Raw genomic sequence first — 26,521 nt, 5'->3', positions numbered from 1 at the left:
CATGACGCGAAGCCCACTCAGCAAAGACAATATCCAGTCGATCTACAATCTTTCGCCGCTCCAACTCGGTCTGCTCTACCACGCGATCGAGGCGCGCGGCCACGACCCCTACCACGCCCAGCACTGCTTCCATCTCACCGGCGCGCTGGACCTGGACCACTTCGCCCGCGCCTGGCAGACCACCCTGGATCGCCACCCGATCCTGCGATCCGCCTTCTTCTGGGAGCAGGTCAAGCAGCCGCTCCAAATCGTGGCCAAGCGCGCCACCCTCGCCATCGAGCACCTGGACTGGTCGCACCTGGCTCCCGAAGCCCAGGAAGCGGAACTGAACGCGCTGCTGGAGCAGGACCGCGCGGCCGGTTTCCACTTGAATCGACCGCCGTTGATCCGCCTTTTCACCGCCCGCACCGGCCCGGACGCGCTGTGGTTCGTGCTGAGCGCCCACCACTTGATCCTCGACGGCTGGAGCCTCTCGATCGTGCTGGGCGAGGTACTGGAGCAGGTGCACGCGGCCCAGACCGGCCGAGCGCCACAACTCCCCGCCGTTCGTCCCTTCGAGTCCTACATCGCTTGGCTGAAAGGCCGCAACGACCTGGAAAAAGAAACGTTCTGGCGTGAATACCTCCAGGGTTTCGACGCGCTCACCTCACCCGGCATTCCCGCCAAGCCGCAACCGACCACCACCGACGAGCTGCCCTACCGCGAATGCGTGCGCGATCTTTCCGGAACCGAGTCCGCCCGTATCGAACGGGTCGCCCGGTCCCGCGGCTTCACGCTCAACACGCTGGTGCTGGCCGCCTGGGGCTTGCTGTTGAACCGCTACACCGGACGCGACGACGTGCTGTTCGGCGCCACGGTCGCCGGTCGTCCCCCCGAACTGGCGGGCAGCGACGCGATGGTCGGCATGTTCATCAACACCCTGCCGGCGCGCATCGATTTTTCCGGCGATCCCCTGGTACACGATCTGTTGCGCCGCATCCAGGAGCGCCACCTGGCGCTGCAGCACTACAGCCACACGCCCCTGGTGGACATCCAGAAGTGGTGGTCCGACCGCGATGCCGAGAGCACCGGCACCCTGTTCGACCACCTGGTGGTCTTCGAAAACTACCCCATCGACGCGGCCCTCCAGGAGAACTCGGGCCTGACCATCGCGCCCCGTTACGAGGGGTTCGGCGAGGAAGAAGGCGCGGTGATCACGCACGGCCGCAATCACTACCCGCTGACACTGGTCATCGTGCCCGGACCGCGCGTTCGCCTGATCGCCGCCTACGATCGAAGCTTTCTCGACAACGGCCGCGCCCGCGCTTTGCTCGACCGGCTCCACATCTTGATGGGTCAGTTGGTCGAAGGACTCGACCGGCGCACGAGTTCGGTGCCCGCGCTTTCCGGCGCGGAGCTGCGCGGCCACCTGGCCTCCGGTTCCGTAGGACGTGGCTACGATCGGAGCGAGACGATTCACGGGCTGGTCGCCCGGTTCGCGCAAACGCAGGGGGACCGCACCGCGCTGATCCATGCCGATGGCGGCATGTCCTACCGCGAGCTACACCGCGCCGCCCGACTCCTGGCCCAAGTCATTCGTAATCATGGGCTTATTCCCGGTGACACCGCCGCCATCCACCTGCCCAGGGAACCGCGCTGGGTCGTGGCCATGCTGGCGATTCTCGAGGCCGGCGCCGCCTTCGTCCCGCTCGATCCCCAGTTTCCGGAAGAACGCGCCCGCTACATGGTCGAAGACAGCGGCGCCCGGCTGGTGCTCGGCCTCGGTTCCGCCGCGTTCCCGCTCCCCGAAGGCACATCCTGGCTGGACATGGCGCACATCTCCACCAATGCCGACGATCGGGCTCGACCATTGCCGGTCGCCGTCGACGGCAGCGCCACGGCCTACGTGATGTACACCTCCGGCACCACCGGCCGGCCCAAAGGCGTGCGCCAAAGCCATCGCTCGGTGCACAACTACGCGGTCGGCCTGCTCGATCGGCTCGAACCCGAGCCGGACGCGACCTTCGCCAGCCTCGCCACGCCGGCCGCCGACCTGGGCTACACGGCGCTCTTCGGCGCGCTTTGCGGCGGCTACGCTTTGCACATCCTGTCGCACGAGCTGGCATTGGACGCCGTCGCGTTGGCCGAGGCCCTGGAACGCACGCCCGTCGATTACCTCAAAATCACACCGTCGCACCTTCAAGGCCTGCTGAGCGTGGACCGTCCCGCGCGCGTGCTGCCCCGGAAGACTCTGATCCTCGGCGGCGAGGCCAGCGACGTGGCACTCATCGAGGAAGTCCGGGCGCTGGCACCCACATGTCGCGTCTTGAATCACTACGGCCCCACCGAAGCCACCATCGGCGTCTTGACCCACGACCTGGGCGGGGTCGATGCCGAACACCCGCTGATCACCTTGGGCCACCCGCTGGCCAACAGCCATGTCTACGTGTTGGACCCTCACGGCCATCCCCAGCCGATCGGCTTCCCCGGCGAACTCTACATCGAGAGCGACGGCCTCGCCGACGGGTACCACCGTCGGGCCGCGCTGAGCGCCGAAAAGTTCGTGCCGAATCCCTTCGCGCGCAAGGCCGGCAGCCGCCTCTACCGCACCGGCGACCGCGGCCGCCTGCTCGCCGACGGCACCATCGAGTTCCTGGGCCGGGTGGACGATCAGGTCAAGATTCGCGGCTACCGCGTCGAACCGGCCGAGGTCGCGCGCCGCATCAGCGCTCGGGCCGGTATCCGCCAGGCGGCCGTCGTCGCGTCCGAAACGCCGGGAACCGGGTCGTTGCGCCTGGTGGCCTACGTCGTCACCGAGCAAGCCACGTCCGATCTGCACGATCGACTGCGCCGCGCCCTGGAAGCCGACCTGCCGAACTACATGGTCCCCGCCGCGTTCGTGACGCTGGCCGAGTTGCCCGTGACCGCCAACGGCAAGTTGGACCGGCGCGCGCTGCCGCAACCGGAAGAAACCCAAAGCCCCGACGAACCCAGCTTCACCGAGCCGCGCGACGCCGTGGAGCGCCTCCTGGCCCAGTGCTGGCGCGACCTGCTTTCCCAACCGCGCATCGGCATTCACGACAACGTCTACGCCGCCGGTGCCGACTCGATTCTCTGCCTCCAGGCGATGGCGCAGCTCAAGCAGCTCGGGTACAGCCTGACCCCGCGCCAGGTGTTCGCGAACCCGACGGTGGCCGGCATGGCGACCGTGATCGGTGGGCCGCACCGCGAAACCGAGCAACACTTGCTGGGTGGGCTGCGCGAGCTGTTGAGCCAGCCCGAGCTCGACCGCCACGCCCATTTCTATGCGGCCGGCGGCGATTCGATCGTGGCGCTCCAGTGGGTCGCGATGGCCCGCCAGCAGGGCCTGAACCTGACACCCGGGCTGATCTTCCGCCATCCCACCGTGGCCGAACTGGCCCAGGCGTTGGTCGGTACCGAACGCGACGTGGAATCCACCTCACCGGCATCGTCGGCCAAGCCTTTCGAGCTGGCGGATCTCGGCGAGGCCCAACTGGCCGAGCTGCGACGCGTCCACGATTTGGAAGACGTCTATCCCGCCGCCCCCATTCAGCAGGGCATGTTGTTCGAGAGCCTCTACGACGAGGCCCACAAGGCCTACTTCAACCAGGTCGCCTGCCGCTTCCCGCGAGGCCTGGACGACGCCGCGCTGCGCGAAGCGCTGGCCGCCGCGGTGGCACGCCACGCCATCCTGCGCACCTCCTTCGCCTGGGAAGACCTCACCGTGCCGCACCAGGTGGTGCACCGCACCGTCGCGACACCTTTCGAAAGCCACGACCTACGCGAGCTCCCGGCCGAAGAAGCCACAACCCGCCTGGAATCCCTGATGGCGGCGGATCGCGAACGCGGCTTCGCCCTGGACGCGGCACCGCTGCTGCGCCTGACCGCGGTCCATCTCCCCGACGGTTCCTCCCAGCTCGTGTGGAGCCACCACCACGCGATCCTCGACGGCTGGAGCCTGCCGAAGCTGTTGGAGGAGCTGCTGGCCACCTACCAGGCCCGGCTGGCCGGCGAGAAAGCCGATCTTCCGCCCTCGCCGCCCTACCGCGACTACATCGCTTGGTTGAATCAACGAGACCGCGACGCCGCGAAGGCCTATTGGCAAGCGGAATTGAATGGGTTCCAACAGCCGACGCCGTTGCCCGGCAGCACCGCGCCCTCGGGCGAGGCCGGCGTGGATGTGGCGACCTACCGTTTCACCCGCGACCAAACCGAGGCCCTTCGAGAATTGGCCCGCACCGCCAAGGTCACACTCAACACGGTCGTGCAGGCCGGCTGGGCCCTGCTGCTGACCCGCATCAACGGCGGCGACGAGGCTGTCTTCGGCGTCACCATGGCGGGCCGCTCGGCCGACGTCGCCGGCATCGACGACATGCAGGGCGTGTTCATCAACACCCTGCCGATTCGCCTGGTCACGCCCGCTGCGAGCCAGCTCGACGAATGGCTACGCGCCATCCAGGCCCACAACCTCGACCTCGACCGCTTCGCCTACAGCCGCCTCGCGGATGTGCTGGACTGGAGCGGCGTGCGCCGCGAACAGGCCCTGTTCGAAAGCATCATCTCGTTCAAGAACCTGCCCACCAACGACCGGGTGCAGGGCATGAGCCGCGATTTGGCGCTGGACATCCGCGAAACCCACCAGGGTCACAACCAGTTCCCGCTCAGCCTCATCGTCGAGCCCGGCGCGAGCATGACGATCGAGGCGTTCTATCAAAGACAGCGGTTCGCCGAGGACCAACCGGCGGCTCTGCTGCACCAATTGGCCGCGGTTCTGGCCAACATGGGCGCCCAACCGCAGCAACACGTGAACCGCATCGGCCTGGTGGCCGGCGCCGACCGTGCCGCGCTGACGGCCGCCTCAACCGGCGAACCGCGACGGTGCTTCCCCGAACAAACCGTCAACACGTTGTTCGCGACCCAGGTCGCGCGCCGCGGCGAGCAGCCCGCCCTGATTCACGGCGACCGGCGCTGGACCTATGCCGAGACCGACCGGCTGACGGCAGCCTTGGCACACCGCCTGCGCGGGGCCGGCATCCGGCGCGGCGTTGCGGTCGGGCTGTGCCTGCCGCGCACGGCCGAGATGGCCGTCGCCCTGCTCGCCGTCCTGCGCACCGGCGCGGTGGTGGTTCCGCTGGACCCGCGCCTGCCCCACCAGCGCCTGGCCTTCACGGCGGAAAACGCGGCCGTTCGCTGGGTGATCGGGGCGGGCGCCAAACCCGACTGGCTCGATACCGAAACGTCGTGGTTCACCGTCGCCCTCGACGCGCGCCCGGCCGAACCGCTGGACGAAGCCTGGGCCGACGTCGACCCCGAGGATCCGGCCTACATCATCTACACGTCCGGTTCGACCGGTCGGCCCAAGGGCGTGGCCGTCAGCCACCGCGCCATCGCCAACTACGCCCAGGCCCTGGAAGCCCGGTTGAACCTGCCCGAGCAGGCGGAACTCACGACGCTGGCCACCGTGGCCGCCGACCTGGGCCACACGGCCCTGTTCGGCGCGCTATGCACGGGACGCCCGCTGCGCCTGCTTGCGCCGGAACTGGCGTTCGACGCCGAAGCCCTTGCCGACGCACTGGAACGCCAACCCACCGACGTGCTCAAGATCGTGCCCTCGCACCTGGAAGGCCTGCTGGCCGCGCGCGAGCCGGCCCGCCTGCTGCCGCGCCACATCCTGGTGCTCGGCGGCGAGGCGCTGAGCGCCGCCCTGGCCGCGCGCTTGCGTGACCTGGCGCCCCAGTGCCGCATCGTCAACCACTACGGCCCCTCGGAGGCCACCGTGGGCATGCTCACCTTCGACGCCACCGCGACGAGCGCCGTTTCGGGCGACGCGGTCCCCATCGGACGCCCCCTGGCCAACTGCGCGGCCTGGGTCCTGGACCGCCACCTGAACCCCGTGCCCTCGAACGTGCCGGGAGAGCTCTTCATCGGCGGCGCCTGCCTGGCCCACGGGTACCGCGGCGCACCGGCACTCACCGCCGAGCGCTTCGTGCCGGATCCCTTCTCGGGTTCGCCAGGGGCGCGCATGTACCGCACGGGCGACCGCGTCCAACGTAACGCCGAAGGTGCGCTGGTATTCCTCGGCCGCGTCGACCACCAGGTCAAGATTCGCGGATACCGCGTCGAGCCCGGCGAATTGGAGGCCTGGCTGCGCAGCCAGCCGGAGATCCGCGACGCGGCCGTGCGCGCCTGGGCGCTGCCCCAGGGCGTTCGCTTGGCCGCCTACCTGGTTCCCGCGGAGACGCCGTTCGACCAAAACGCCCTGCAAGCCCGCATGGCGGCAGAACTGCCGGACTACCTGGTCCCCTCCTACCTGATCGAGTTGGAAGCGTTGCCGCTGACCCTCAACGGCAAGGTGGACCGAGCCCAACTGCCCGAACCGGAGCAGGCCACTCCCGCCTCGCGAGATCGCGACCCGGACGGCCCGGTCGAGCAAGCCTTGGCCGAGATCTGGTGTGCCCTGCTGGGCCGCGAGCGGATCGGCGCCCACGAGGGCTTCTTCGAGATGGGCGGCGACTCGATCCTCAACCTGCAGGCGACCGCCAAGGCGCGCCAGCAAGGCATTCTCTTCACTCCCAAGCAGTTGTTCGAGAACCAGACCGTCGCCGACCTGGCCCGGATCGCCAAGGTGAAGCAGGCCCCCGCCGATACGGACAAGAAACCCACCCCCGATGCCGCAGCGGCCAGTGGGGACGTGCCGCTCACGCCGATCCAGCACTGGTTCTTCGAGACCGATCCCGCCAATCCCCACCACTGGAACCAATCGCTGCTGTTGGAGACCCGCCAATCGCTCGACCCGGCCATCCTCGCCAAGATCCCCGCCGAGTTGGCCGCCAGACACGAGGCGCTGCGGGCGCGTTTCGACCGAGATAGCCAGAGCCGACCGCGCCAAAAAATCCTGGCGCGGGACCAGGCCGAAATCTTCGCACACATCGACTTGACGGCCGCCCACGACGCGGACGTCCTTCGCCACGAGCTGGTGGATCTGGACCGCCGCATGCAGGCCAGCCTGAACCTGGAACAGGGCCCGCTGTGGCGCATGGTCTCGATCGAGACCGCGGCCGACCGGCCCGACTACCTGCTGCTGATCTTCCACCACCTGATCGTGGACGGCGTTTCCTGGCGCATCCTGCTCCAGGACCTCTCCGCCCTCTACCGCCACCACGCCGACGGCGCCGCACTTCCCGCCGCCGATCCGGGCACCTCGCAACGCGCCTGGGTCGACCGGCTCCAAGCCTTGGTCACTGCCGATCGAGCCCGCGCCTGGGCCGAGACCTGGCAACGCCAAACCGGCCGCGAGCCCCAGGCCCTGCCACTGGACTTCGAGGGCGGCCCCGTCCTGCACGGCCAGTCCGAAACCCTGCGGATCACCCTCGATCGCAAACCCACCGAGACGCTGCTGCGCACCAGCAACGCCGCCTACCGGACCCACATCGACGAGTTGTTGCTGGCGCCGCTCGCTCGGGTCCTGTCCCGCTGGATCCAAAGCCCCACGATCCATTTGGAGCTGGAGGGCCACGGCCGCGACGGCCTGTTCGACGACCTGGACCCCAGCCGCACCGTGGGTTGGTTCACCAGCCGCTACCCGGTCGCCCTGACACCCGGTGAGGCCGGCATCGACGCATTGATCAAGGCCGTCAAGCAACAGATGCGCGAACTGCCGCCCTCCGCCGGATTCGGAGCCATCAAGTACCTGGACGGCACACCCGACCGCTTCCTCGCCCCCCGGATCAGCTTCAACTACCTGGGCCAAACCGAAGCGGGCGCCGCCTCGTTCGCGCTGGCCACACCGGTTCGCGATTTCGACGGTGCCCACCAGGATCCGAACAACCGACGCCGCCACCTGCTGACCCTCACCGCCGAGATCGCCGACGGCCAATGGCGGTGCGACTGGACCTACAGCACGGCCCACCATCGCGCCGAGACCGTGCAGGCGCTGGCCGACGCCTACCGCGCCGAGCTGGCCGCCCTGATCGAACACACCGCCGATCCCGCCCAAGGCGGCGCGACCCCCGCCGATTTCGAGCTGCTCGATCTGGATCAGGCGGCCTTGGACCGCCTACTGGCTCCGAGCCGTTGGCGCGCGGTGGAAGACGCCTATCCGGTGGCGCCGATGCAGCGCGGCATGCTGTACCACGCCCTGGCCGACGCCGACAACGACGCCTACCACAACCAGTTCCGCTGCGAGCTGGAGGGCCCCTTCGACGGGAAGGCCTTCGCGGCGGCGTGGCAGGCCGCGGTCGCCCGCCACGCCATCTTGCGCACCGGCTTCGCCTGGGACACCGCAGGCGAACCGCTCCAGCTCGTCTACCGCGACGCCGAGATGCCCATCCACCGCGAAGACTGGTCCCACCTGACCCGTGACCAGCAGGAAGCGGCCTGCCGGCGCTACCTGGCCCGAGACCGCGAGCAGGGCTTCGTGCTCGCCCAGGCACCGCTGATGCGGTTGGCCCTGTTCCGCACGGGCCCCCAATCCCACGTGCTGGTGTGGAGCCGCCACCATCTGCTGCTGGACGGCTGGTGTTCCGGTCTCCTGATCGAGGAAGTGCTGCAGCGGTACCGCGCGGCACTGAGCGGCACGCCCTGGCACGCTCCCAAGCCGCACCCCTACCGGGACTTCATCGCTTGGCTGGCGGGCCGCGATCGCGAAGAGGCGATGCGCCACTGGCGGGCCCGGCTGGCGGGTTTCGAAGCCCCCACCCTGCTGCCCAAACGCACCGACGTCGCCGCCGGCACCGGTTTCGGCGATCTCCACCTCCACCTGAGCGAAGCCCAAACCCAGGCCCTGAACGAGCGAGCCCGGCGCCACGGCGTCACGCTCAACACGCTGTTCCAGGCGGCTTGGGCGCTGTTGCTCGGGCGCTACACCGGCGAGGCCGAAGTCCTGTTCGGCGTCACCGTGGCCGGCCGCCCGGCGGACCTGGACGGCATGGAAACGATGTTGGGCGTCTTCATCAACACCCTGCCGCTGCGCCTGCCCATCCCCGCCGCGGCCGCACCGGGCACCTGGCTGAAGGAGGTCCAGCGCCGCAACGTGGAGGATCGCCAGTTCGAAGCGACGCCGCTTTCGGACATCCAATCGTGCGCCGAGGTGCCAGCCGGCACGCCGCTGTTCGAGACCCTGTTGGTCTTCGAGAACTACCCCGACCGGGCCACGGAACTGCCAGGCGGGCTGCGGCTGCGCGAAAGCGACAGCCACGACCGCACCCACTACCCGCTGACACTGGTGGTTCAGCCAGGCGAACGGCTCGACCTGCGCTTCGACTACCGCCTCACGGACTTCGATCCGGCGTTCATCGCCCGGATGGGCACCCGCTTGATCCACCTGTTGGATCACTTCGAGTCGGAACCGCGCCTGGACCTGCTGCCCCTGCTCGACGAGGCGGAACGCCGCCAGGTCCTCGAAGCGGGCGTCGGCGCGACCGTCGCCCCCCAGGGTCCGAGCCTGGTCCACCATTGGTTCGAAACCCAAGCCCGCAAATCACCCGACGCGGCGGCGCTGGTCCAGGGTGACGAGACGATGACCTACGGTGATTTGGCCGAACGCGCCGCCGCTCTCGCCGATCACGTGACCGCGCTGGGCGCCGGGCCCGGCGAGCGGGTCGCGATCCTCTTGGATCGGGGACCCGCCATGGCGGTCGCGGTGCTGGCGGTTCTGCGAAGCGGCGCCGCCTACGTACCGCTGGATCCGATGTTCCCGAGCGACCGGATCGGTGTGGTGCTGGCCGACGCGGAACCGGCGGTCGTCCTGACCCAGCCCGCCCACGCCGCTTCGTGCGCCACTTCCCCGGCCCAGGTACTCGAGCTGGATGGCTCGGGCACCCCGCAATCGAAGATGCCGACCGATCGGGCCGCCACCCGACGCGATCCGGATCCCGCCGACGCGGCCTACATCATCTACACCTCCGGCTCGACCGGCACGCCCAAGGGTGTGACCATGGGCCACGAGGCGCTGAGCAACCTGATCGCCTGGCAGTACCGCCGCGATCCCGCACCCCGCACCACCACCCAGTTCGCCTCGCTCAGCTTCGATGTGTCCTTCCAGGAGATGTTCACCACCTGGGCCACCGGCGGCAGCCTGGTCCTGGTGGACGAGGGTGCCCGTCGCGACAGCCGCCGCCTGGCCGTCCTGTTGGCCCGCCACGCCGTCGCCCGCTGCTACCTGCCCGTGGTGGCGCTCCACTACCTGGCCACCGCCCTGCGCGAGACCGAGACGACGCTGCCGGCGCTGCGCCAGGTGATCACCGCCGGCGAGCAGTTGCGCCTGCCGGTCGAGGTCCGTGAAACCCTCGCCACCCACATGCCCCACGTCGCCTTGGCGAACCACTACGGGCCCAGCGAAACCCACGTGGTGACCCACCACGAGCTGGTCGCCGACCCCGCGGTTTGGCCCACCGAACCGCCCATCGGCCGCCCCATCGACAACGCCCGGGTCTACGTCCTCGACGCGGCCTCGAGCCCGATGCCCGCCGGGGTGCCCGGCGAGTTGTTCCTGGGCGGCGTGCCCCTGGCCCGCGGCTACTGGAACGACCCGGCCCGCACTGCCGCGCGCTTCGTGCCCGACCCGTTCGCGATCGAGCCAGGCGGGCGACTGTACCGAACCGGCGACCGCGTGCGTTTCGACGAATCGGGCGAATTGCACTTCCTCGACCGCGTCGATCGTCAGGTCAAGATCCGCGGCTACCGCGTCGAACCCGGCGATGTGGAATCGGCCCTGTGCCGCCACGCCTCGGTGACGGCCGCCGCCGTGACCCCCTTCCGCGATGCCGCCGGTCGCGCCTTCCTGGTGGCCTACGTGCAGCCCGATCCGAGCGCGGCCTTCGACGAAGAAACGCTGCGTAGCCACCTGGGTGAGTCGTTGCCCGGCTACATGGTGCCGGCGCAAATCGTCGAGATCGCCCGCATCCCGCTGACCGCCAGCGGCAAGCTGGATCGCCGCGCGCTGCCCAAACCGGCGGCGACGGCCACTCGGGACGCGACGCCGCAAAACGACGACGAGCAGCTCTTATGCGCGCTGTGGGCCGAGGTGCTGGGAACCGAAAACGCCGGGCTGGACGACCACTTCTTCGAGCTGGGCGGCCACTCGCTTGCCGCGGCACAGCTCGTCGCTCGGGTACGCAACCGCTTCCACATCGCCCTGCCGATTCGCGCCCTGTTCGACCACCCGACCCCGCGCGAGCTGATCCGGCGCATCCGCGAGAATGACCCCGCCGGCGAGGGACCCGCGCTGGTCCCCGTCGATCGCACCCAGCCGCTGCCGCTTTCCTTCGGGCAACGCCGCCTGTGGTTCGTGGACCGACTCGACGGTGCCGACGCGGCCTACAACATCGGCTTCACCCTGCGACTCGACGGCGTTTGCGATGCGGCAGCTCTGGAGCGCGCGCTCTCGGCCATGGTCGCGCGCCACGAAATTCTGCGAACCCATGTGGCGGAGGTCGCCGGTGAGCCTGTCCAGGTGATCGCGGCCGCCCAGCCCCTGACCTTGCCCGTCACGTCGCTCGAAGCCACGGACGAAGCCCAGCGCGAGACGGCGATTCGCGAGGCGGCCGAGCGCGAGAAGAACGAACCCTTCGACCTGGCTCGGGGCCCGCTGTTCCGCGTGCGCCTGCTGCGAATCGGGGCCGAAGCTCACGTCTTCCTGATCACCTTCCACCACATCGCTTTCGACGGCTGGTCGGTGGGCGTCTTCTCTTCGGAACTGGCGCGACTGTACCGCGCGTTCGTTCGCGGCGAGACGGAGGTCCCGGCGCCCTCGCCCATCCAATACGCCGACTACGCGGCCTGGCAGCGGCGCCTGCTGACCGGCGGCGAACTGAACCAGCGTCGCGCCTACTGGCTCGACAAGTTGACCGGCCTGCCCGAAAAACCCGCGCTGCCCACCGATCGGCCACGCGGCGAACGGCCGGACGCGGCCGGCGCCGAACGATCGCTGACCATCGGTGCGGAACCGGCGCAGGCCCTGCTGGAGTTCGGCCGGAACCACGGCACCACGCAGTTCATGACGCTGCTGGCGCTGTTCCGCGTGCTGCTGGCCCACCGCTCGGACACGACGGATTTCGCCATCGGGGCCCCCGACGCGGGCCGCGTCACCCAGGAACTGGAAGGCCTGATCGGGTTTTTTGTCAACCAGCAGGTCCTGCGCACGGAGCTGCGCGGTGACGAGCGCTTCGGCGACCTGCTCCAGCGGGAACGCACCACGGTCCTGGAAGCCCAGAACCACGGATTGCCGTTCGAGATGCTGGTCGAACTGCTGGGCGTGCGGCGCCAATGGGGCGTGACTCCCTTGACCCAGGTCCAGTTCAACACCCACGACATGGCCGAGCCGGAGACAGATCTGGACGGGCTGGCCATGACGCCGATCAAACAGGAGACGACCCGTTCGCGCTTCGATCTGGCGATGCACACCAGTTCGGGCGAAACCGGCCTGGACGTGGCCCTGGTCTACCGGACGGCCTTGTTCGACGCGGCCACCATTCAGTCGATGCTGGAAGGTTTCGAGACGTTGGTCGTCCACCTGGCCGCGCACCCGGAAGCCTCGATCGACGATCTCTTCGCTGTGTTGGCGGCCCGCAGCCGTCGCCGTCTGGCGCGCGAGGAGAACCGCAAGGCGGATTCGCTGCGCAGCCTGCGCCGCACGCGCCGACCCGGCACCCGTCGCGAACCCGCGGCACGCACCGCGATCCCGGCAACGTCGCCTCCCCAGGCGAATCCGGCAAAGCAGGCGACCAACGAACCCAAACCCCGCACGGCTTCACCGCTTTCCGGTCCGCGCGGCCGACGCCGCCAGGCGATTCAGGTTCAACGGGGAAGCCTGGTGGAGATGCGGCCGTTGGCAACCGAGGGATGGTCGCCGTTGCTGGTTACGCCCAGCATGCCGGACTTCCACCTGACCTCCTGGCTGGAGGATCGCCGCACCGAACTCGAGGAACACCTGGCCCGCCACGGCGCCATCCTGTTCCGCGGTTTCGACCTCGACGGCGAAGTGGGCCTGGAGCGCTTCATCCGCGCCGCATCGGGTTCGGATCCGATGGACTACCCCTTCGGCACCACGCCGCGCAGCCGCCTGCACGGCCGCATCTACACCTCGACCGACTACCCGCCCGACCAGGAGATCCCGCTCCACAACGAGAACGCCTACACCAACCTCTGGCCGATGAAGATTTTCTTCCACTGCATGATCGCACCGGCCGAGGGCGGCGCCACGCCGCTGGTCGACAGCCGCGCCGTCTATCGCCGCATCCCGGCCGAGGTGCGCGAGCGGGTGGCCTCGAAAAAGCTGATGTACGTGCGCAATTTCAGCGAGCTGGCCGTGCCCTGGCGCGACGCCTTCCAGACCGACGACCGCGCCGAGGTCGATGCCTGGTGCGCCCGCAACGGCATCGAACACCGCTGGCTGGACGACCACCGCCTGCACACGCGCCAGATCTGCGAAGCGGTCGCGCAGCACCCGCGCACCGGCGAAGCGGTCTGGTTCAACCAAGCCCACCTGTTCCACGTGTCGGCCCTGCCGGCAGCGGTGCGCACGGCCCTGCTCGCCGAGATGCGCGAGGACGAGCTGCCGCGCCACGTGTTTTACGGCGACGGCTCGCCCCTCGAAGACGAAGTCCTGGCCGCCGTCCGATCCGCGTATCTCTCTGAAAAGAAATCTTTTCCCTGGCGGAAGGGCGAAGTGCTGATGCTCGACAACATGCTGACCGCCCACGGACGAGACCCGTTTGCCGGTCCCCGTAAGATCGTCGTGGGCATGGCCCAACCGTCCCGTCCGGTGGAGGTCCCTCAACCGGTTTCCACCTGATTCCGGCGGCTCGACCCCGCCCATTTACCGTCCCCCAACCGTTCATCGCAACTCACCCATTTCGGAACGCCTATGCACACACAGAACATCAATGGTTACCAACTCTCGCCCCAGCAACGGGTCCTGCACCGTGCCCGCGCCCTGAACCCGGACGCCTTCGCCTGTCGTGCGGTGATCGGCATCGAGGGTCCGCTGGATCCAACCACCTTGGAAGCCGCCTTGGTCGACCTGGTCGACCGTCACGAGATCCTGCGCACCCGGTTCGAACGCTTTCCCGGCATGGACTTCCCGCTTCAGGTCATCGAAGAGGAGGTGGCGCCGGCCCTGCCGTTCGAGGATCTCGCCCATCTCGATGCTGCCGAACGCGACGCACGGGTCACCGCATCGCTGGAGGACATGGCCGAAACCATCCGGGACCTGGCCGCCGCCCCGCCCTTGCGCTTTCGGCTGATTCGCGCGGGCTACGACCGCCATCTGCTGCTGCTCTGCTTCTCGTCCCTGCTCGGCGATCGTGCAGCTACCGAAATCATGGTGCGCGAGCTCGCGGTCGCCCTGGCCGGCTACCAGGACGACGAGGCCCTGGAACCGCTGCAGTACGTCGATCTCGCCGGCTGGCTGACGGACATGCTGCACGGCGAGGAAAACGCCTCGGGGCGCGACCTCTGGCAGCGCCGCGAAGGCGACGAACCGCTAGCCACGCACCTGCCGTGGCAGATCGAGCGCGGCGAGGGCCCGTTCCAACCCCGATGCCTGACGACGCACTTGGCGCCCGCCGTCGCGGCTGAATTTCAAGCCTGGTGTGCCGCGCACGAACGCACGCCGGAGCACGTCGTGTTCGCCATCTGGTCACTGCTCGCCGCCCGGCACGGCGGGCCCGCGCAAACCACCGTCGGCTACGAGTTCCACGGCCGCAAATTCGACGACCTCCGCGACGCACTGGGTCGGGTGGCCCACCAACTGCCGATCCCCGTCCAGACCGATTCGGGCACGCGTTTCGATCGGTACCTGGACGAGATCGAAGCCGCGCTGGACCGCGCCACAACGGCCGCCGAAAGCTTCACCTGGGAGCTTCCCGGCTACGAGAGCGAATGGCCAGGAGGCGGCTGCGCCTTGGCGTTCGAACCCGTGGTGGCGAGTGACGCCGTCGAGGTTGGGGGACTGCGCCTCCATCTAGTTTCGTTCGCCGGCTACCGCCAGCGCTTCGCGGCCATGCTGGAATGCGAATCCGGCAGCGACCGACTCGGCTTGAAGCTTCACTTCAACGCGAGCTGCATGGACCCGGCGACGGCGCTATGGCTGGCCGACAGAGTGACGGACCTGCTCGAACAGGTCCCACAACGCGCCCGAGCGTCGCTGGCATCCTGGTTCGGACCCACCGAGCAGGAGCGCCGCGAAATCCTGGTTGCCTACAACCGCGCGGGTGCGCTGCCCACCGAGGCGGAATCGGTTCCCGCTGGCGATCTACCGGTTCACCGCGCATTCGAGGCCCAGGCCGCCGCCCGTCCCGACGCGACGGCTGTCGTCTTCGACACCGAATCGCTGAGCTACGCCGAACTCGATCGCCGCGCCAACCGCCTGGCCCATCACCTTCGAGCCGAACACGGCATCGGGCCCGAACGGTTGGTGGGCATCTGCATGACCCGCTCGCTGGACATGGTCGTCGCCATCCTGGGCGTCCTCAAGGCCGGCGGGGCCTGGCTGCCGTTGGACCCGGAATCGCCGCAGCAACGGCTGGCCTTCTCCCTGGCCGACGCCGGGGCCGAACTGTGCCTGACCCATGCGACGACCCAAACCGCGCTCGATCCTGCGCCGGTCACCACGCTGTGCCTGAACGCCTTCGAGGTCCACAGCCAGGGCTCCGAGGACGATCTCGACATCTCCATTGCAGCGGCGAACACGGCCTACTGCATCTACACCTCCGGTTCCACCGGCACGCCCAAAGGCGTCGCCAACACGCACGAAGGCCTCGCCAACCGCATCGCCTGGATGCAGCGCACCTACAACCTCGGTCATGAAGATCGCGTGCTCCAGAAGACGCCGTTCTGCTTCGACGTCTCGATCTGGGAACTGTTCTGGCCGCTGACCACCGGCGCGGTCCTGGTGATGGCCCATCCCGACGCCCACCGCGACCCGCACCTGCTCGCCGAGGAGATCCGCCGCCACCGCGTGACCACGCTCCACTTCGTGCCGCCGATGCTGGACCTCTTCCTGGAACAGCCGATCGCGCCGCCATCGTTGCGACGCCTGATCGTGGGCGGCGAAGCGCTGACGGCCCAACTGCGCGAGCGGGTCTACCGGGCGATGCCCGACGTGGCCCTGCACCAATCCTACGGGCCCACCGAGGCCTCGATCGCGGTCTGCCATTTCGACTGCCACCCCGACGACCGCCACGATCCGATCCCGATCGGGCACCCCGTCTCGCGAACCCGGCTCCACATTCTCGACGAGCACCTGGCGCCGCTCCCCGCCGGCCGCGTCGGCGAACTCTACATCGGCGGCATCTGCCTGGCGCGAGGCTACCACCACCGACCGGGCTTGACCGCCGCGTCGTTCGTGCCCGACCCTTTCGAAGGTCCCGGTGCCCGCCTCTACCGCACCGGCGACTTGGCCCGTTACCAGCCCGACGGTTCGATCGTCTTCGTCGGTCGCCGCGACCACCAGGTCAAGCTGCGCGGGTTCCGCATCGAGCTGGGCGAGGTGGCGGCCGTACTGCGAACGGTGGCCGGCGTACGCGAGGCGATCGCCGACGTCATCGAAGAACCGGACGGCGCCCCCCAGCTCACGGCCTGGCTGACCGTTGGCAGCGAAGCCCCCGACAAGGTCGGCATTCGCGAGACACTCGCCACGTCCCTGCCCGAATACATGGTGCCGGTCCACCTGGTGGTCCTCGAGTGCATGCCGCTGACCCGAAACGGCAAGATCGATCGTGCCGCCCTGCCCCGCCCCCAGGAGGAGGCGCGCGCTCAGGTGGCGCCGCGCAATCCGACCGAAGAGACGCTGGCCATGATCTGGGCCGACGTGCTCGACCGCGACCGCGTCGGCGTGCACCAGAACTTCTTCGACCTGGGCGGGCACTCGCTGATGGCGACCCGCGTCATCGCCCGCGCCCGCGACGCCTTCAAGGTCAACCTTTCGGTGCGCCACATGTTCCAGGCGCCGACCATCGCCGAGCTGGCCGAACTCGTGGCGGCGGCCTCGACCGAGGAGGGCCTGCAAACCACGCCGATCGAGCCCGCACCGCGCGACAAGCCGTTGCCGCTCTCTTTCGCGCAGCAGCGGCTCTGGTTCCTGGACCAGTTCGCCGAGAACCCGGCGGCCTACAACATCCCCGGCGCGCTGCGCCTGACCGGCCCTCTGGATGCGGACGCCCTCGGCTGGGCGCTCGGCGCCCTGATCGAGCGCCACGAAAGCCTGCGCACCCGTTTCGTCGCCGACAGCGGGCGACCCTGCCAGCACATCGACCCACCCGGCGCGTTCGACTTGCCGCTGACCGATCTGACATCACTCTCGCCCGACGCGGCCGAATCCGAGATGCGCGCCTTGATGGAGACGGAAGCGACCCACCGGTTCGATCTGAGCGGCGAACGCCTGATCCGGGCCCGCCTGCTCCGCCTGGCGGAACGGGACCACGTGCTGCTGGTCACGGTGCACCACATCGTGTCCGACGGCTGGTCCACGGGCATCCTGATTCGCGAGGTGGCCGAGGCCTATCGGGCCCGCGTCGCCGGCCGTGCGCCCCGCCTGCAAACGCCTTCGATCCAGTACGGGGATTTCGCCTACTGGCAGCGGAGTATGGCGGCAGGTGCGGAGCTGGCGCGCCAGCGGGATTACTGGCGTGGCCAACTGGCCGATTGTCCGACGATGCTTCGCCTGCCCACGGACCGCGCGCGCCCGGCGGTGCAGCGCTTCGGCGGCGACCAGATCCGCTTCAGCCTGCCAGGAGATTTGCGCGATCGATTGGTGCGGGTGGCCCGCGCTTCCGGCGCGACGCTGTTCATGACCCTGCTGGGCGGGTTCAAGCTGCTGCTGAGCCGCTACGCCCATCAGCGCGACATCGTGGTGGGCACGCCGATCGCAGGCCGCGGCCGACCCGAACTGGAGCCGCTGATCGGGATCTTCGTCAACACCCTGGTCCTGCGCACCCAAATCCCCGAGCGAGGTGATTTCGGCGACCTGCTGGCCCTCGTGCGCGAGGCGACGCTGGCGGCCTTCGCCAACCAGGACGTGCCCTTCGAGCAGTTGGTCGAAGAGCTGCAGCCAAACCGCGACTTGGCCCACACCCCGCTGTTCCAGGTCCTGTTCGTGCTGCAAAACACGCCGGAGCCCGAATCGGTGCTGCCCGACCTTCAGTTGACGCCCATGGACATCGGCACCCGGACCGCCCGCTTCGACCTGACCCTGTCGATGGTGGAAACCGCGACGGGCTTGCGCGGCACCCTGGAATACCGCACCGACCTGTGGGATCGCGCCACGGTGGAACGGTTGTTGGCCCAGTTCCAAACGCTGCTGAGCCAGATCGGCGCGGGCTCCGATCGGCCGCTGCATCGCCTGTCACCGCTGACCGAAGCGGAGCGGCGCCAGGTGTCGCGTTTGAACAACGAGAAGAAGTTGGCACTGCCGGCCGAAAACGCGATCGCGGGCTTCCTGCGCCAGGCGCGGGAGCGACCGCAAGCCACCGCCCTCGTCCAGGGCGCGACCCAGTGGCGCTACGCGGAACTGCAGAGTCGAGTCGACCGCCTGGCCGGCGAGCTGGTCGCGAGCGGAATCGGACCAGGCCACCGGGTCGGCGGCTTCCTGACCACCGCACCGGAGCTGGCGATCGCCACGCTGGCCGTCCTGCGCGCGGGTGCCGTCTGGCTGCCGCTGAATCCCGAATATCCGGCCGCGCGCATCGAAGCCATGCTGGCCGACGCCGAACCGGGGCTGATCTTGACCAGCGAAGCGGTGGCCTGTCGGGTGCCGGGCACCGTACCTACCCTTTGCCTCGATGCAGCGTCCCGCCGGGAGCCGGCCGACGACGAAGCGATCGAGGTTTCCTTCCCCAATCCGTTGCCGGACCAGCCGGCCTACGTCACCTACACCGTCGATCCGAACGGCCACCTCGCCGGCGTGGTGATCTCCCATCGCGGCCTGGCCAACCGGCTCGGGCGCACGATCGCCGACGACGGCATCGCGCCGGACGATCGCGTGCTGGTCACGGCGAGCTGTGACCGCGATCAGGCCATCTGCGACGCACTTCTGCCGCTGGCGGCGGGCGGCGCAGCGGTTTTCGGCGACGCCGACCTGCACCGCGACCCGGCCCAAATCATCGCGGCAGTCGAAGCCCACGACGTCACACGGCTTCACCTGGCGCCGTCGATGCTGCAGCTCGTGCTGGAGATGGGTGGCCCCGATCGCCTTTCCTCCCTCCGCGGCCTGCGGGTGGTGGGCGAAACCCCATCTCCCGATCTGATCGACCGCTGCCGCCAAATCCTGGGCATCGAACCGTTTTGTTCGTTCGGTCCCGTCGAGGCTTCCGGTGACGCCACGGAGGGCCGTGCACACGCGGGCCTGCCGGTGGCCAACACCCGGGTCTACGTGTTGGACGCGGGCTTCCATCCCGCGCCTCACGGGGCCTTCGGGGCCCTGGCCATCGCCGGCGAGGGGCTGGCCGCCGGGTACCTGAACCGTCCCGCACTGACCGCCGCGCGCTTCCTGCCCGACCCGTTCGCCGAGGAGCCGGGCGCGCGCCTGTTCCTGACCGGGGACATCGGTCGCATGACCGACGCGGGCCTGGAATTGTGCGACCGGATCGACGACCGCATCACCCTGCGCGGCATGCCGATCCACCCGGCCGAGATTACACGCCACCTGAAGGCCCAGCACGGCGTTCGCGACGCCTGGGTCGGCACGGCCGAAAGCGCCGCCGGCGAACCGATGCTGGTGGCCTACCTGGTCCTGGAACTGGGCGTCGCACCGGAGCCGGGTTTCCCGCGCGACGCGCTCGAACGGGTGCTGCCAGGCGATGCGGTTCCCGCCGTGTTCGTGTTTCTCGACGCCCTGCCGCGGACGGCGGGCGGGACCGTGGCCCAGCGGCTGCTGCCGCCGCCGCAACAGTCCGTCGACACCCCTTACGCGGCGCCCACTTCCGAGCCCGAGCAGGAAATGGCCGCCCTCTGGCACGAGGTCCTGGGCATCGAGCCCATCGGCCTCCACGACCACTTTTTCCACATGGGCGGGCATGCCTTGACGGCCGCCCGCCTCGTCGCCCGCATTCGCGAGCACTTCGGCATCGCGCTCCCGGTGCGCGCCGTCCACGACAGTCCCACCGTGGCGGGCCTGCTGGAGACCCTGCTGGCCCACTCGGTCGCCGATGCCGACGAACAGACCCTGCACGCGTTGCTCGACCAACTGGAACGGGAGTCGGGCGAGCCCCCCAACCCCAACGCAACCCATCACGATCAACCCGCCGACGATGGCAGCGCGCCGTCCGGCACAACCGCCACGACGCGCGCATCGGATTTGCCCGCCATGCGATCGGGCAAACACAACACGAACATGGAGGAAGCATGAGTCAGCAAATGGAACAAGAGGAGATCCCCGGAATCGCCATCGTGGGCATGGCGGGCCGGTTCCCCGGTGCCACCGACGTCGCGCGGTTCTGGCGCAATTTGGCCGAGGGCATCGAAGCGATCACGTTCTTTTCGGACGAGGAGTTGCTGGAGCTCGGCTTCAGCGAAGAGCTGCTGGCCAATCCCTCCTACGTGAAGGCCGGCGGCTGTATCGACGACATCGACCAGTTCGATGCAGCCTTTTTCGGGTTCAACCCACGCGAGGCCGAAATCACCGATCCCCAACAGCGGCTGTTGCTGGAAACGGCCTATCAGGCCTTGCAGGACGCGGCCTACGACCCCGAAACCTACGAGGGGCGCATCGGGGTCTTCGCCAGCGTGGGCCTGCCCCACTACTTTCTGGAGAACCTGCTGCAACGCCCGGACGTGATGATCCCGATGGGCGGGCACCGCACCATGATCGCCAACGACAAGGGTTACGCGGCCACGCTGATCTCCTACAAGCTGAACCTGACCGGGCCCAGCATCAACGTGGACACGGCCTGCTCGACGACGCTGGTGGCGGTCCACATGGCCTGCAAGTCGCTGCTGAGTTACGAGGCCGACATGGTGCTGACGGGCGGGGCCAAGCTGCGCATCCCCCAGAAATCGGGGTACTGGCACGAGAAGGGCGGGATTTCCTCGCCCGACGGCCACTGCCGGGCCTTCGACGCCGACGCCGGCGGCACCATCTTCGGTTGCGGTATGGGCATGGTGGTCTTGAAACGGCTCGAGGATGCCGTGGCCGACGGTGATGCGATCTACGCCGTCATCAAGGGTTCCGCCATCAACAACGACGGCTCGGCCAAGATCGGCTACACGGCGCCCAGCGTGACGGGCCAGAGCGAGGTCATCGCGGAAGCCCAGGCCTTCGCAAACGTCGACCCGGCCACGATCGGCTACGTGGAGGCCCACGGCACCGGCACCCAACTGGGCGACCCGATCGAGATGGAGGCCCTGACCGAGGCCTTCCGGCTCGGCACCGACAAAACCGGCTACTGCGCGTTGGGCTCGGTGAAGACGAACATCGGCCACCTTGACAACGCGGCCGGCGTGACCGGCTTGATGAAAACCGCACTGTCGTTGAAACACGCCATGATTCCGCCGAGCCTGCATTTCCAGCGGGCCAACCCGCAGATCGACTTCGACAACAGCCCGTTTTTCGTGAACACCGAAGCGCGGCAATGGTCCGCAGGCGAGCACCCGCGCCGTGCCGGGGTGAGCAGCTTCGGGATCGGCGGCACCAACGCCCACGCGATCCTGGAGGAAGCGCCCCATTTGCCGCCCAGCTCACCGGGTCGCCGTTTCCAACTGCTGCCGCTCTCGGCCAAGACGGAAACGGCCCTCGACGCGGCAGTCGCCAACCTGGCCCAATGGCTGGAGGGCGACGCGACCGCCAATCTGGCCGACGTGGCCTGGACCCTTCAAGCGGGTCGCACGGCCTTCCCGTGCCGCCGTTTCCTGGTCTGTGACGGCCACGGCGACGCGATCGCCGCACTGCACGCCGCCGAATCGCGCCGCATGCCGGCCGCGGTGGCGGGCGAATCGACCAAGGTCGTTTTCATGTTCCCGGGCCAGGGCGCCCAGCACGTGCACATGGCTGCCGGTTTATACCGCGACGAGCCCGAGTTCCGCCGCCACCTGGACGACTGCGCCGAGCGCCTGAAGCCGCTGCTGGACCTGGACCTGCGCGACCTGCTCTATCCGAACGAGGACGCCGTCGAAGCCGCGGCCGAGAAACTGGGCCAGACGGCCTATACCCAGCCAGCCCTGTTCTGCGTGTCCTACGCCCTGGCCAAGCTCTGGATGTCCTGGGGCCTGACCCCCGCGGCCATGATCGGCCACAGCATCGGCGAATACGTGGCGGCCTGCCTGGCCGAAGTCTTCGGTCTCGATGACGCGCTGGCTCTCGTCTGCGCCCGGGCCGGCCTGATGCAGTCACTGCCGCCGGGCCGCATGATCGCGGTCCCGCTCGAGCCCGAAACCCTGGCCCCGCTCCTGGACGAACACTGCTCGCTGGCCGCCGTCAACGCACCGGGCCTCTGCGTGGTTTCCGGACGTGCCGAAGCGATCGAGGCCCTCGAAGCCCGACTGAAGGCCGAGGGCCACGCCGCCCGCGCCCTGCACACCTCGCACGCGTTCCACTCGCCCATGATGGACCCGATCCTGAGCCAGTTCACCGAACGAGTCGGCACCGTCGCGCTCCAGCCGCCACAAATCCCGATCATCTCCAACCTGACCGGCGCACCGCTGACCGACAAGCAGGCCGTCGATCCCGCCTACTGGGCCGACCACTTGCGCGGCACCGTGCGCTTCGCCGACGGCATTCGCCACTTGGCCCAGGACCCCGACCACGTCTACCTGGAAGTGGGCGCCGGCCAGGTGTTGACGGCGCTGGTCAAACGTATCGGCGGACGCGATCTGGTGTCGATTCCCTCGTGCCGCAAACCCACGTCCACCGACGCCGATCAGGCCGTGCTGCTCGACGCACTCGGTCGCCTGTGGCTGACCGGGACCGCCATCGACTGGCGCGCCCACCACGGGGACGACACACGCCACCGCCTGCACCTGCCCACCTACGCCTTCGATCGCCAGCGCTACTGGATCGACGCCAAACCGCCGGAAGAACAGGCCGCCCAAAAGCCGAAAAAACGGGACGGCAAGCTCGCCATCGACGAGTGGTTCTACCAGCCCACCTGGAAGCGCATCGAGACGCGTCGCCGCACTCGTCCCAACCTGAAGGCATCGCCGTCGACCTGGCTGCTCTTCGAGACCGATCAACCTCTGGACCGATCCGTGGCCGCCCGTCTGGAGGCCGAGAACCAGAAGGTGGTTCGCGTCCGGGCCGGTGACGCCTTCGCACAGTTGGACGCACACCGGTTCACGGTGAACCCGGAGCGCGCCGAGGACTACCGCACCCTGGCCAAAACCCTTGGCGAGGCCGACCTGCTGCCCGACCACGTGATTCACCTGTGGTCGACGACGCCGCGCGCGGTATCGGCCACCGTGGCCGGGGCCTTCGCCGGCGCCCAGAGCCGCGGTCTCTACAGCTTGCTCTACCTGACCCAGGCACTCACCGGCCAGGTGGGCAGTCGCCCCGTGCGCATCGCCGCGGCGGGCACCCACCTCCAGGACGTGCTTGGCGGTGAACCCATCGAGCCGGAGAAATCGACGCTCATGAGCGCGGCCCGCGTGATCCCCCAGGAGCACAGCAACTTCAGCGTGACCGCGATCGACGTGCCCGTCCCCGACGAAGGTTCGGCCGACGCCATCGCCGAGGGCCTGATCGCCGAGCTGACGGTCGAGACGCGCCTGCCGATGGTGGCCCTGCGCGGCCGCAATCGCTGGATCCAGACCTTCGAGCCCTTCGCGTTGGAGGCACCGGCCGAAGACGGCAGCGGCGCGCTGCTCAAAGACGGCGGCACCTACCTGATCACGGGCGGCCTGGGCGGCATCGGCCTGGTGATGGCCGAGCACCTGGCCCGCACGCGCGGCGCCAACCTGATCCTGACGGCGCGCACGCCCTTGCCCGACCACGAGCAGTGGTCGACCTACCTGGAATCTTCCGATGCGAATGAGACCACCGTTCGCCGCATCGAAGCGATTCGCGCGATGGAGGCGGAAGGCGCCAAGGTCCGGGTTTGGGCCGCGGACGTCACCGACCGCGCACGCATGGAAGAGATCCTGGCTGCCACGGAGACCGAGTTCGGCGCCCTGAACGGCGTCATTCACTCGGCCGGCCTGCTGGGCCCCAAGGCCTTCACGCTGGTGGGCGAAACCACGTCCGACACCTGCGCCGCCCACTTCCAGGCCAAGGTCGAGGGTCTGCTGGTGCTGGAGTCCCTCTTGCGCGGCCGCTCCCTGGATTTCTGCCTGCTGATGTCCTCGATCTCGTCGATCCTGGGCGGCCTGGGCTACCTGGGTTACGCCTCGGGCAACACGTTCATGGACGCCTTCACCCAACACCTGGAAACCGAGCACACCTGGATCAGCGTCGACTGGGACGCCTGGCAATTGGACGGCCCCGCCGGCACCAAGCTGGCCATCGGCGCCGTGGACGGCATGGCCGCCCTGGACCGCGTGCTCCAAGAGGTCGCACCGCCGCGCCTGGTGGTTTCCACCGGTGACCTGGACACCCGCCTGCGGCAGTGGATCCTGCAGGAGCCCCAGCACGAAACGGCCCAGGAGATCGAGAAGCCGGCCGGCCATGCGCGCCCCCAACTCGACAACGATTACGAGGCCCCGCGCGACAGCATCGAAGAAGGGCTCGCCGAAATCTGGCAGGACCTGCTGGGCTTCGACCGCATCGGTATCCACGACCACTTCGCCGACCTGGGCGGGCACTCCCTGCTGGCCACCCAGCTCATTTCGCGCATCCGCGAGCACTTCCAGGTGGAAGTGCCGCTGCACGAGCTGTTCAGCGCACCGACGATCGCCGGCCTGGCGATGATCGTGTTGCAGAAGAGCGCCGAGGACACCAACGCCGACCAACTGGAAGCGATGCTGGCCGAGTTGGAGGGCATGGACGAAGCCGACCTGGCCGCCCTGCTGGCCGAGGAAGAGGCACAAGCCGCGTCGCAGGCGAACCAAACCAATGAGGAGATCGAAGTCCCATGAACGACATCAGCCAACGCATCGCGGGTCTATCACCGGAAAAGAGAGCCCTCCTGCTGAAACGCCTCGGCATGGACAAGAAAGCGCAGAATCCCGATACGATTCCGGCCATCGCCGACCGCGCCGGCGACTTCCCCCTCTCCTTCTCGCAACAACGCCTGTGGTTCCTGCAACAGCTCGAAGGCGCGGGCGAGGCCTACCACATCTCGCTGGCGTTCCAGCTCGAGGGCCGCTTCGACGTGGCGATCTTCCGCCGCTGCATCGAAACCCTCGTCGCGCGTCACGAGAGCCTGCGCACGGTGTTCCGCGAGAAGGACGGCGTGCCGGTGCAGAACGTGACGGAAGCCAGGGCGCGCATCGACGAGGTCGACCTGCGCCACGTCGGCGAAGACGAGCGCGAGACGGAAGTCCTGCGGCTGGCCGCGGAAGAGGCGCGCCGTCCCTTCGACCTCAGCGCCGACCTGCTGCTGCGGGCCCAGGTCCTGGCGTTGGGCGCCGAGGACCACGTGATCCTGCTGACGATGCACCACATCGTCTCCGACGGCTGGAGCCTGGGCGTGCTGATGCGCGACTTCGTGTTGCTCTACAAGGCCTACTCGCGCGGTCAGGCATCGCCGCTCGCGCCGCTGCCAATCCAGTACGCGGACTTCGCGGCCTGGCAACGCCAACACCTGGCCGGGCCGCGCCTCGAACGCCAGCTCAACTTCTGGAAGCGCAACTTGGCCGACCTGCCCGCGCTGCTGGAACTGCCCACCGACCACCCGCGCCCCGCCGTTCAGACCTACCGCGGCAGCAGCGAACCGCTGGTCCTCTCCAAGGAGCTGACCCAGCGCCTGGCGGTCCTGGCCCGCGAGCAGGACGCCACCCTCTTCATCATCCTGCTCACCGTCTTCCAGATCCTGTTGGGCCGCTATGCCCGCACCAACGACGTGGCCGTCGGTTCGCCCATCGCCAACCGCACCCGCCGCGAGGTCGAAGACCTGATCGGGCTCTTCGTCAACACGCTGGTGCTGCGCACGCGCTTCGAGGACTGCATGGGCTTCCGCGACCTGCTGAGCCAGGTGCGCCAACACGTGATGGAGGCCCACGACCACCAGGACGTGCCCTTCGAGCAGTTGGTGGACGTGCTCCAACCGGTGCGCAACACGGCCCACACGCCGCTGTTCCAGGTGATGTTCATCCTGCAGAACGCGCCCGACGAGACCGACGACCTGGAAGGCCTCAAGCTCTCGATTCCCAAGCGCGAGCACAAGGTCTCCAAGTTCGACATGTCGTTGTCGATGTCGGAAACCAGCGACGGCCTGCGCGGCTCGCTGGAATACAGCACGGACCTGTGGGAAGCGGCCTCGATCAAGCGCTTCCTGGCCCACTTCGAGGTGCTGCTGCAAGCGGTCGTGGCCGATCCCGACCAGCGGGTGGCCGATCTGCCGCTGCTCTCCGCGGACGAGCGCGACCAACTCCTCGCCAGCCAGGCGGAAACCCGCAGCGCCTACCGCGAAGACGTCTTCGTGCACCAGCTCTTCGA

The 26,521-nt window shown here is 68.7% G+C and carries 4 protein-coding genes (1 of these 4 cut by a window edge); all 4 read left to right on the top strand.

Annotated elements, in window-relative coordinates:
• Nucleotide 1 precedes the first annotated feature (1 nt).
• Nucleotides 2–13,792 carry a non-ribosomal peptide synthetase gene (locus J3U87_RS24700; RefSeq protein ID WP_237378455.1) on the top strand — a complete coding sequence of 4,597 codons (13,791 nt, stop codon included), beginning with the start codon at nucleotides 2–4 and terminating at the stop codon, nucleotides 13,790–13,792.
• Between the two features lie 72 nt (nucleotides 13,793–13,864).
• The gene (locus tag J3U87_RS24695) at nucleotides 13,865–20,344 is read left to right on the top strand and encodes a non-ribosomal peptide synthetase (protein WP_237378454.1); all 6,480 of its coding nucleotides are present in this window, start codon (nucleotides 13,865–13,867) and stop codon (nucleotides 20,342–20,344) included.
• Nucleotides 20,341–24,999: a type I polyketide synthase gene (locus J3U87_RS24690; RefSeq protein ID WP_237378453.1), complete on the top strand. Its 4,659-nt coding sequence runs from the start codon at nucleotides 20,341–20,343 to the stop codon at nucleotides 24,997–24,999. The genes J3U87_RS24695 and J3U87_RS24690 overlap by 4 nt, the downstream gene beginning before the upstream one ends.
• Nucleotides 24,996–26,521, top strand: partial view of a non-ribosomal peptide synthetase gene (locus J3U87_RS24685; RefSeq protein WP_237378452.1) — the start only. Its footprint extends 1,843 nt past the window's final position; only the first 1,526 of its 3,369 coding nucleotides appear in the window; its start codon is at nucleotides 24,996–24,998; its stop codon lies beyond the right edge, outside the window. The genes J3U87_RS24690 and J3U87_RS24685 overlap by 4 nt, the downstream gene beginning before the upstream one ends.

Origin of the sequence: Sulfidibacter corallicola (assembly GCF_017498545.1) — a bacterium.
GTDB classification, from domain to species: domain Bacteria; phylum Acidobacteriota; class Holophagae; order Acanthopleuribacterales; family Acanthopleuribacteraceae; genus Sulfidibacter; species Sulfidibacter corallicola.
Note: the sequence above shows the minus strand (reverse complement) of the source record. Positions and strands in the feature narration are given on the sequence as shown.

Excerpts from the sequence above, each read along its gene's own strand:
- J3U87_RS24690 (WP_237378453.1), top strand. The coding sequence starts at position 20,341 with ATGAGTCAGCAAATGGAACAAGAGGAGATCCCCGGAATCGCCATCGTG.
- J3U87_RS24700 (WP_237378455.1), top strand. The coding sequence starts at position 2 with ATGACGCGAAGCCCACTCAGCAAAGACAATATCCAGTCGATCTACAAT.
- J3U87_RS24695 (WP_237378454.1), top strand. The coding sequence starts at position 13,865 with ATGCACACACAGAACATCAATGGTTACCAACTCTCGCCCCAGCAACGG.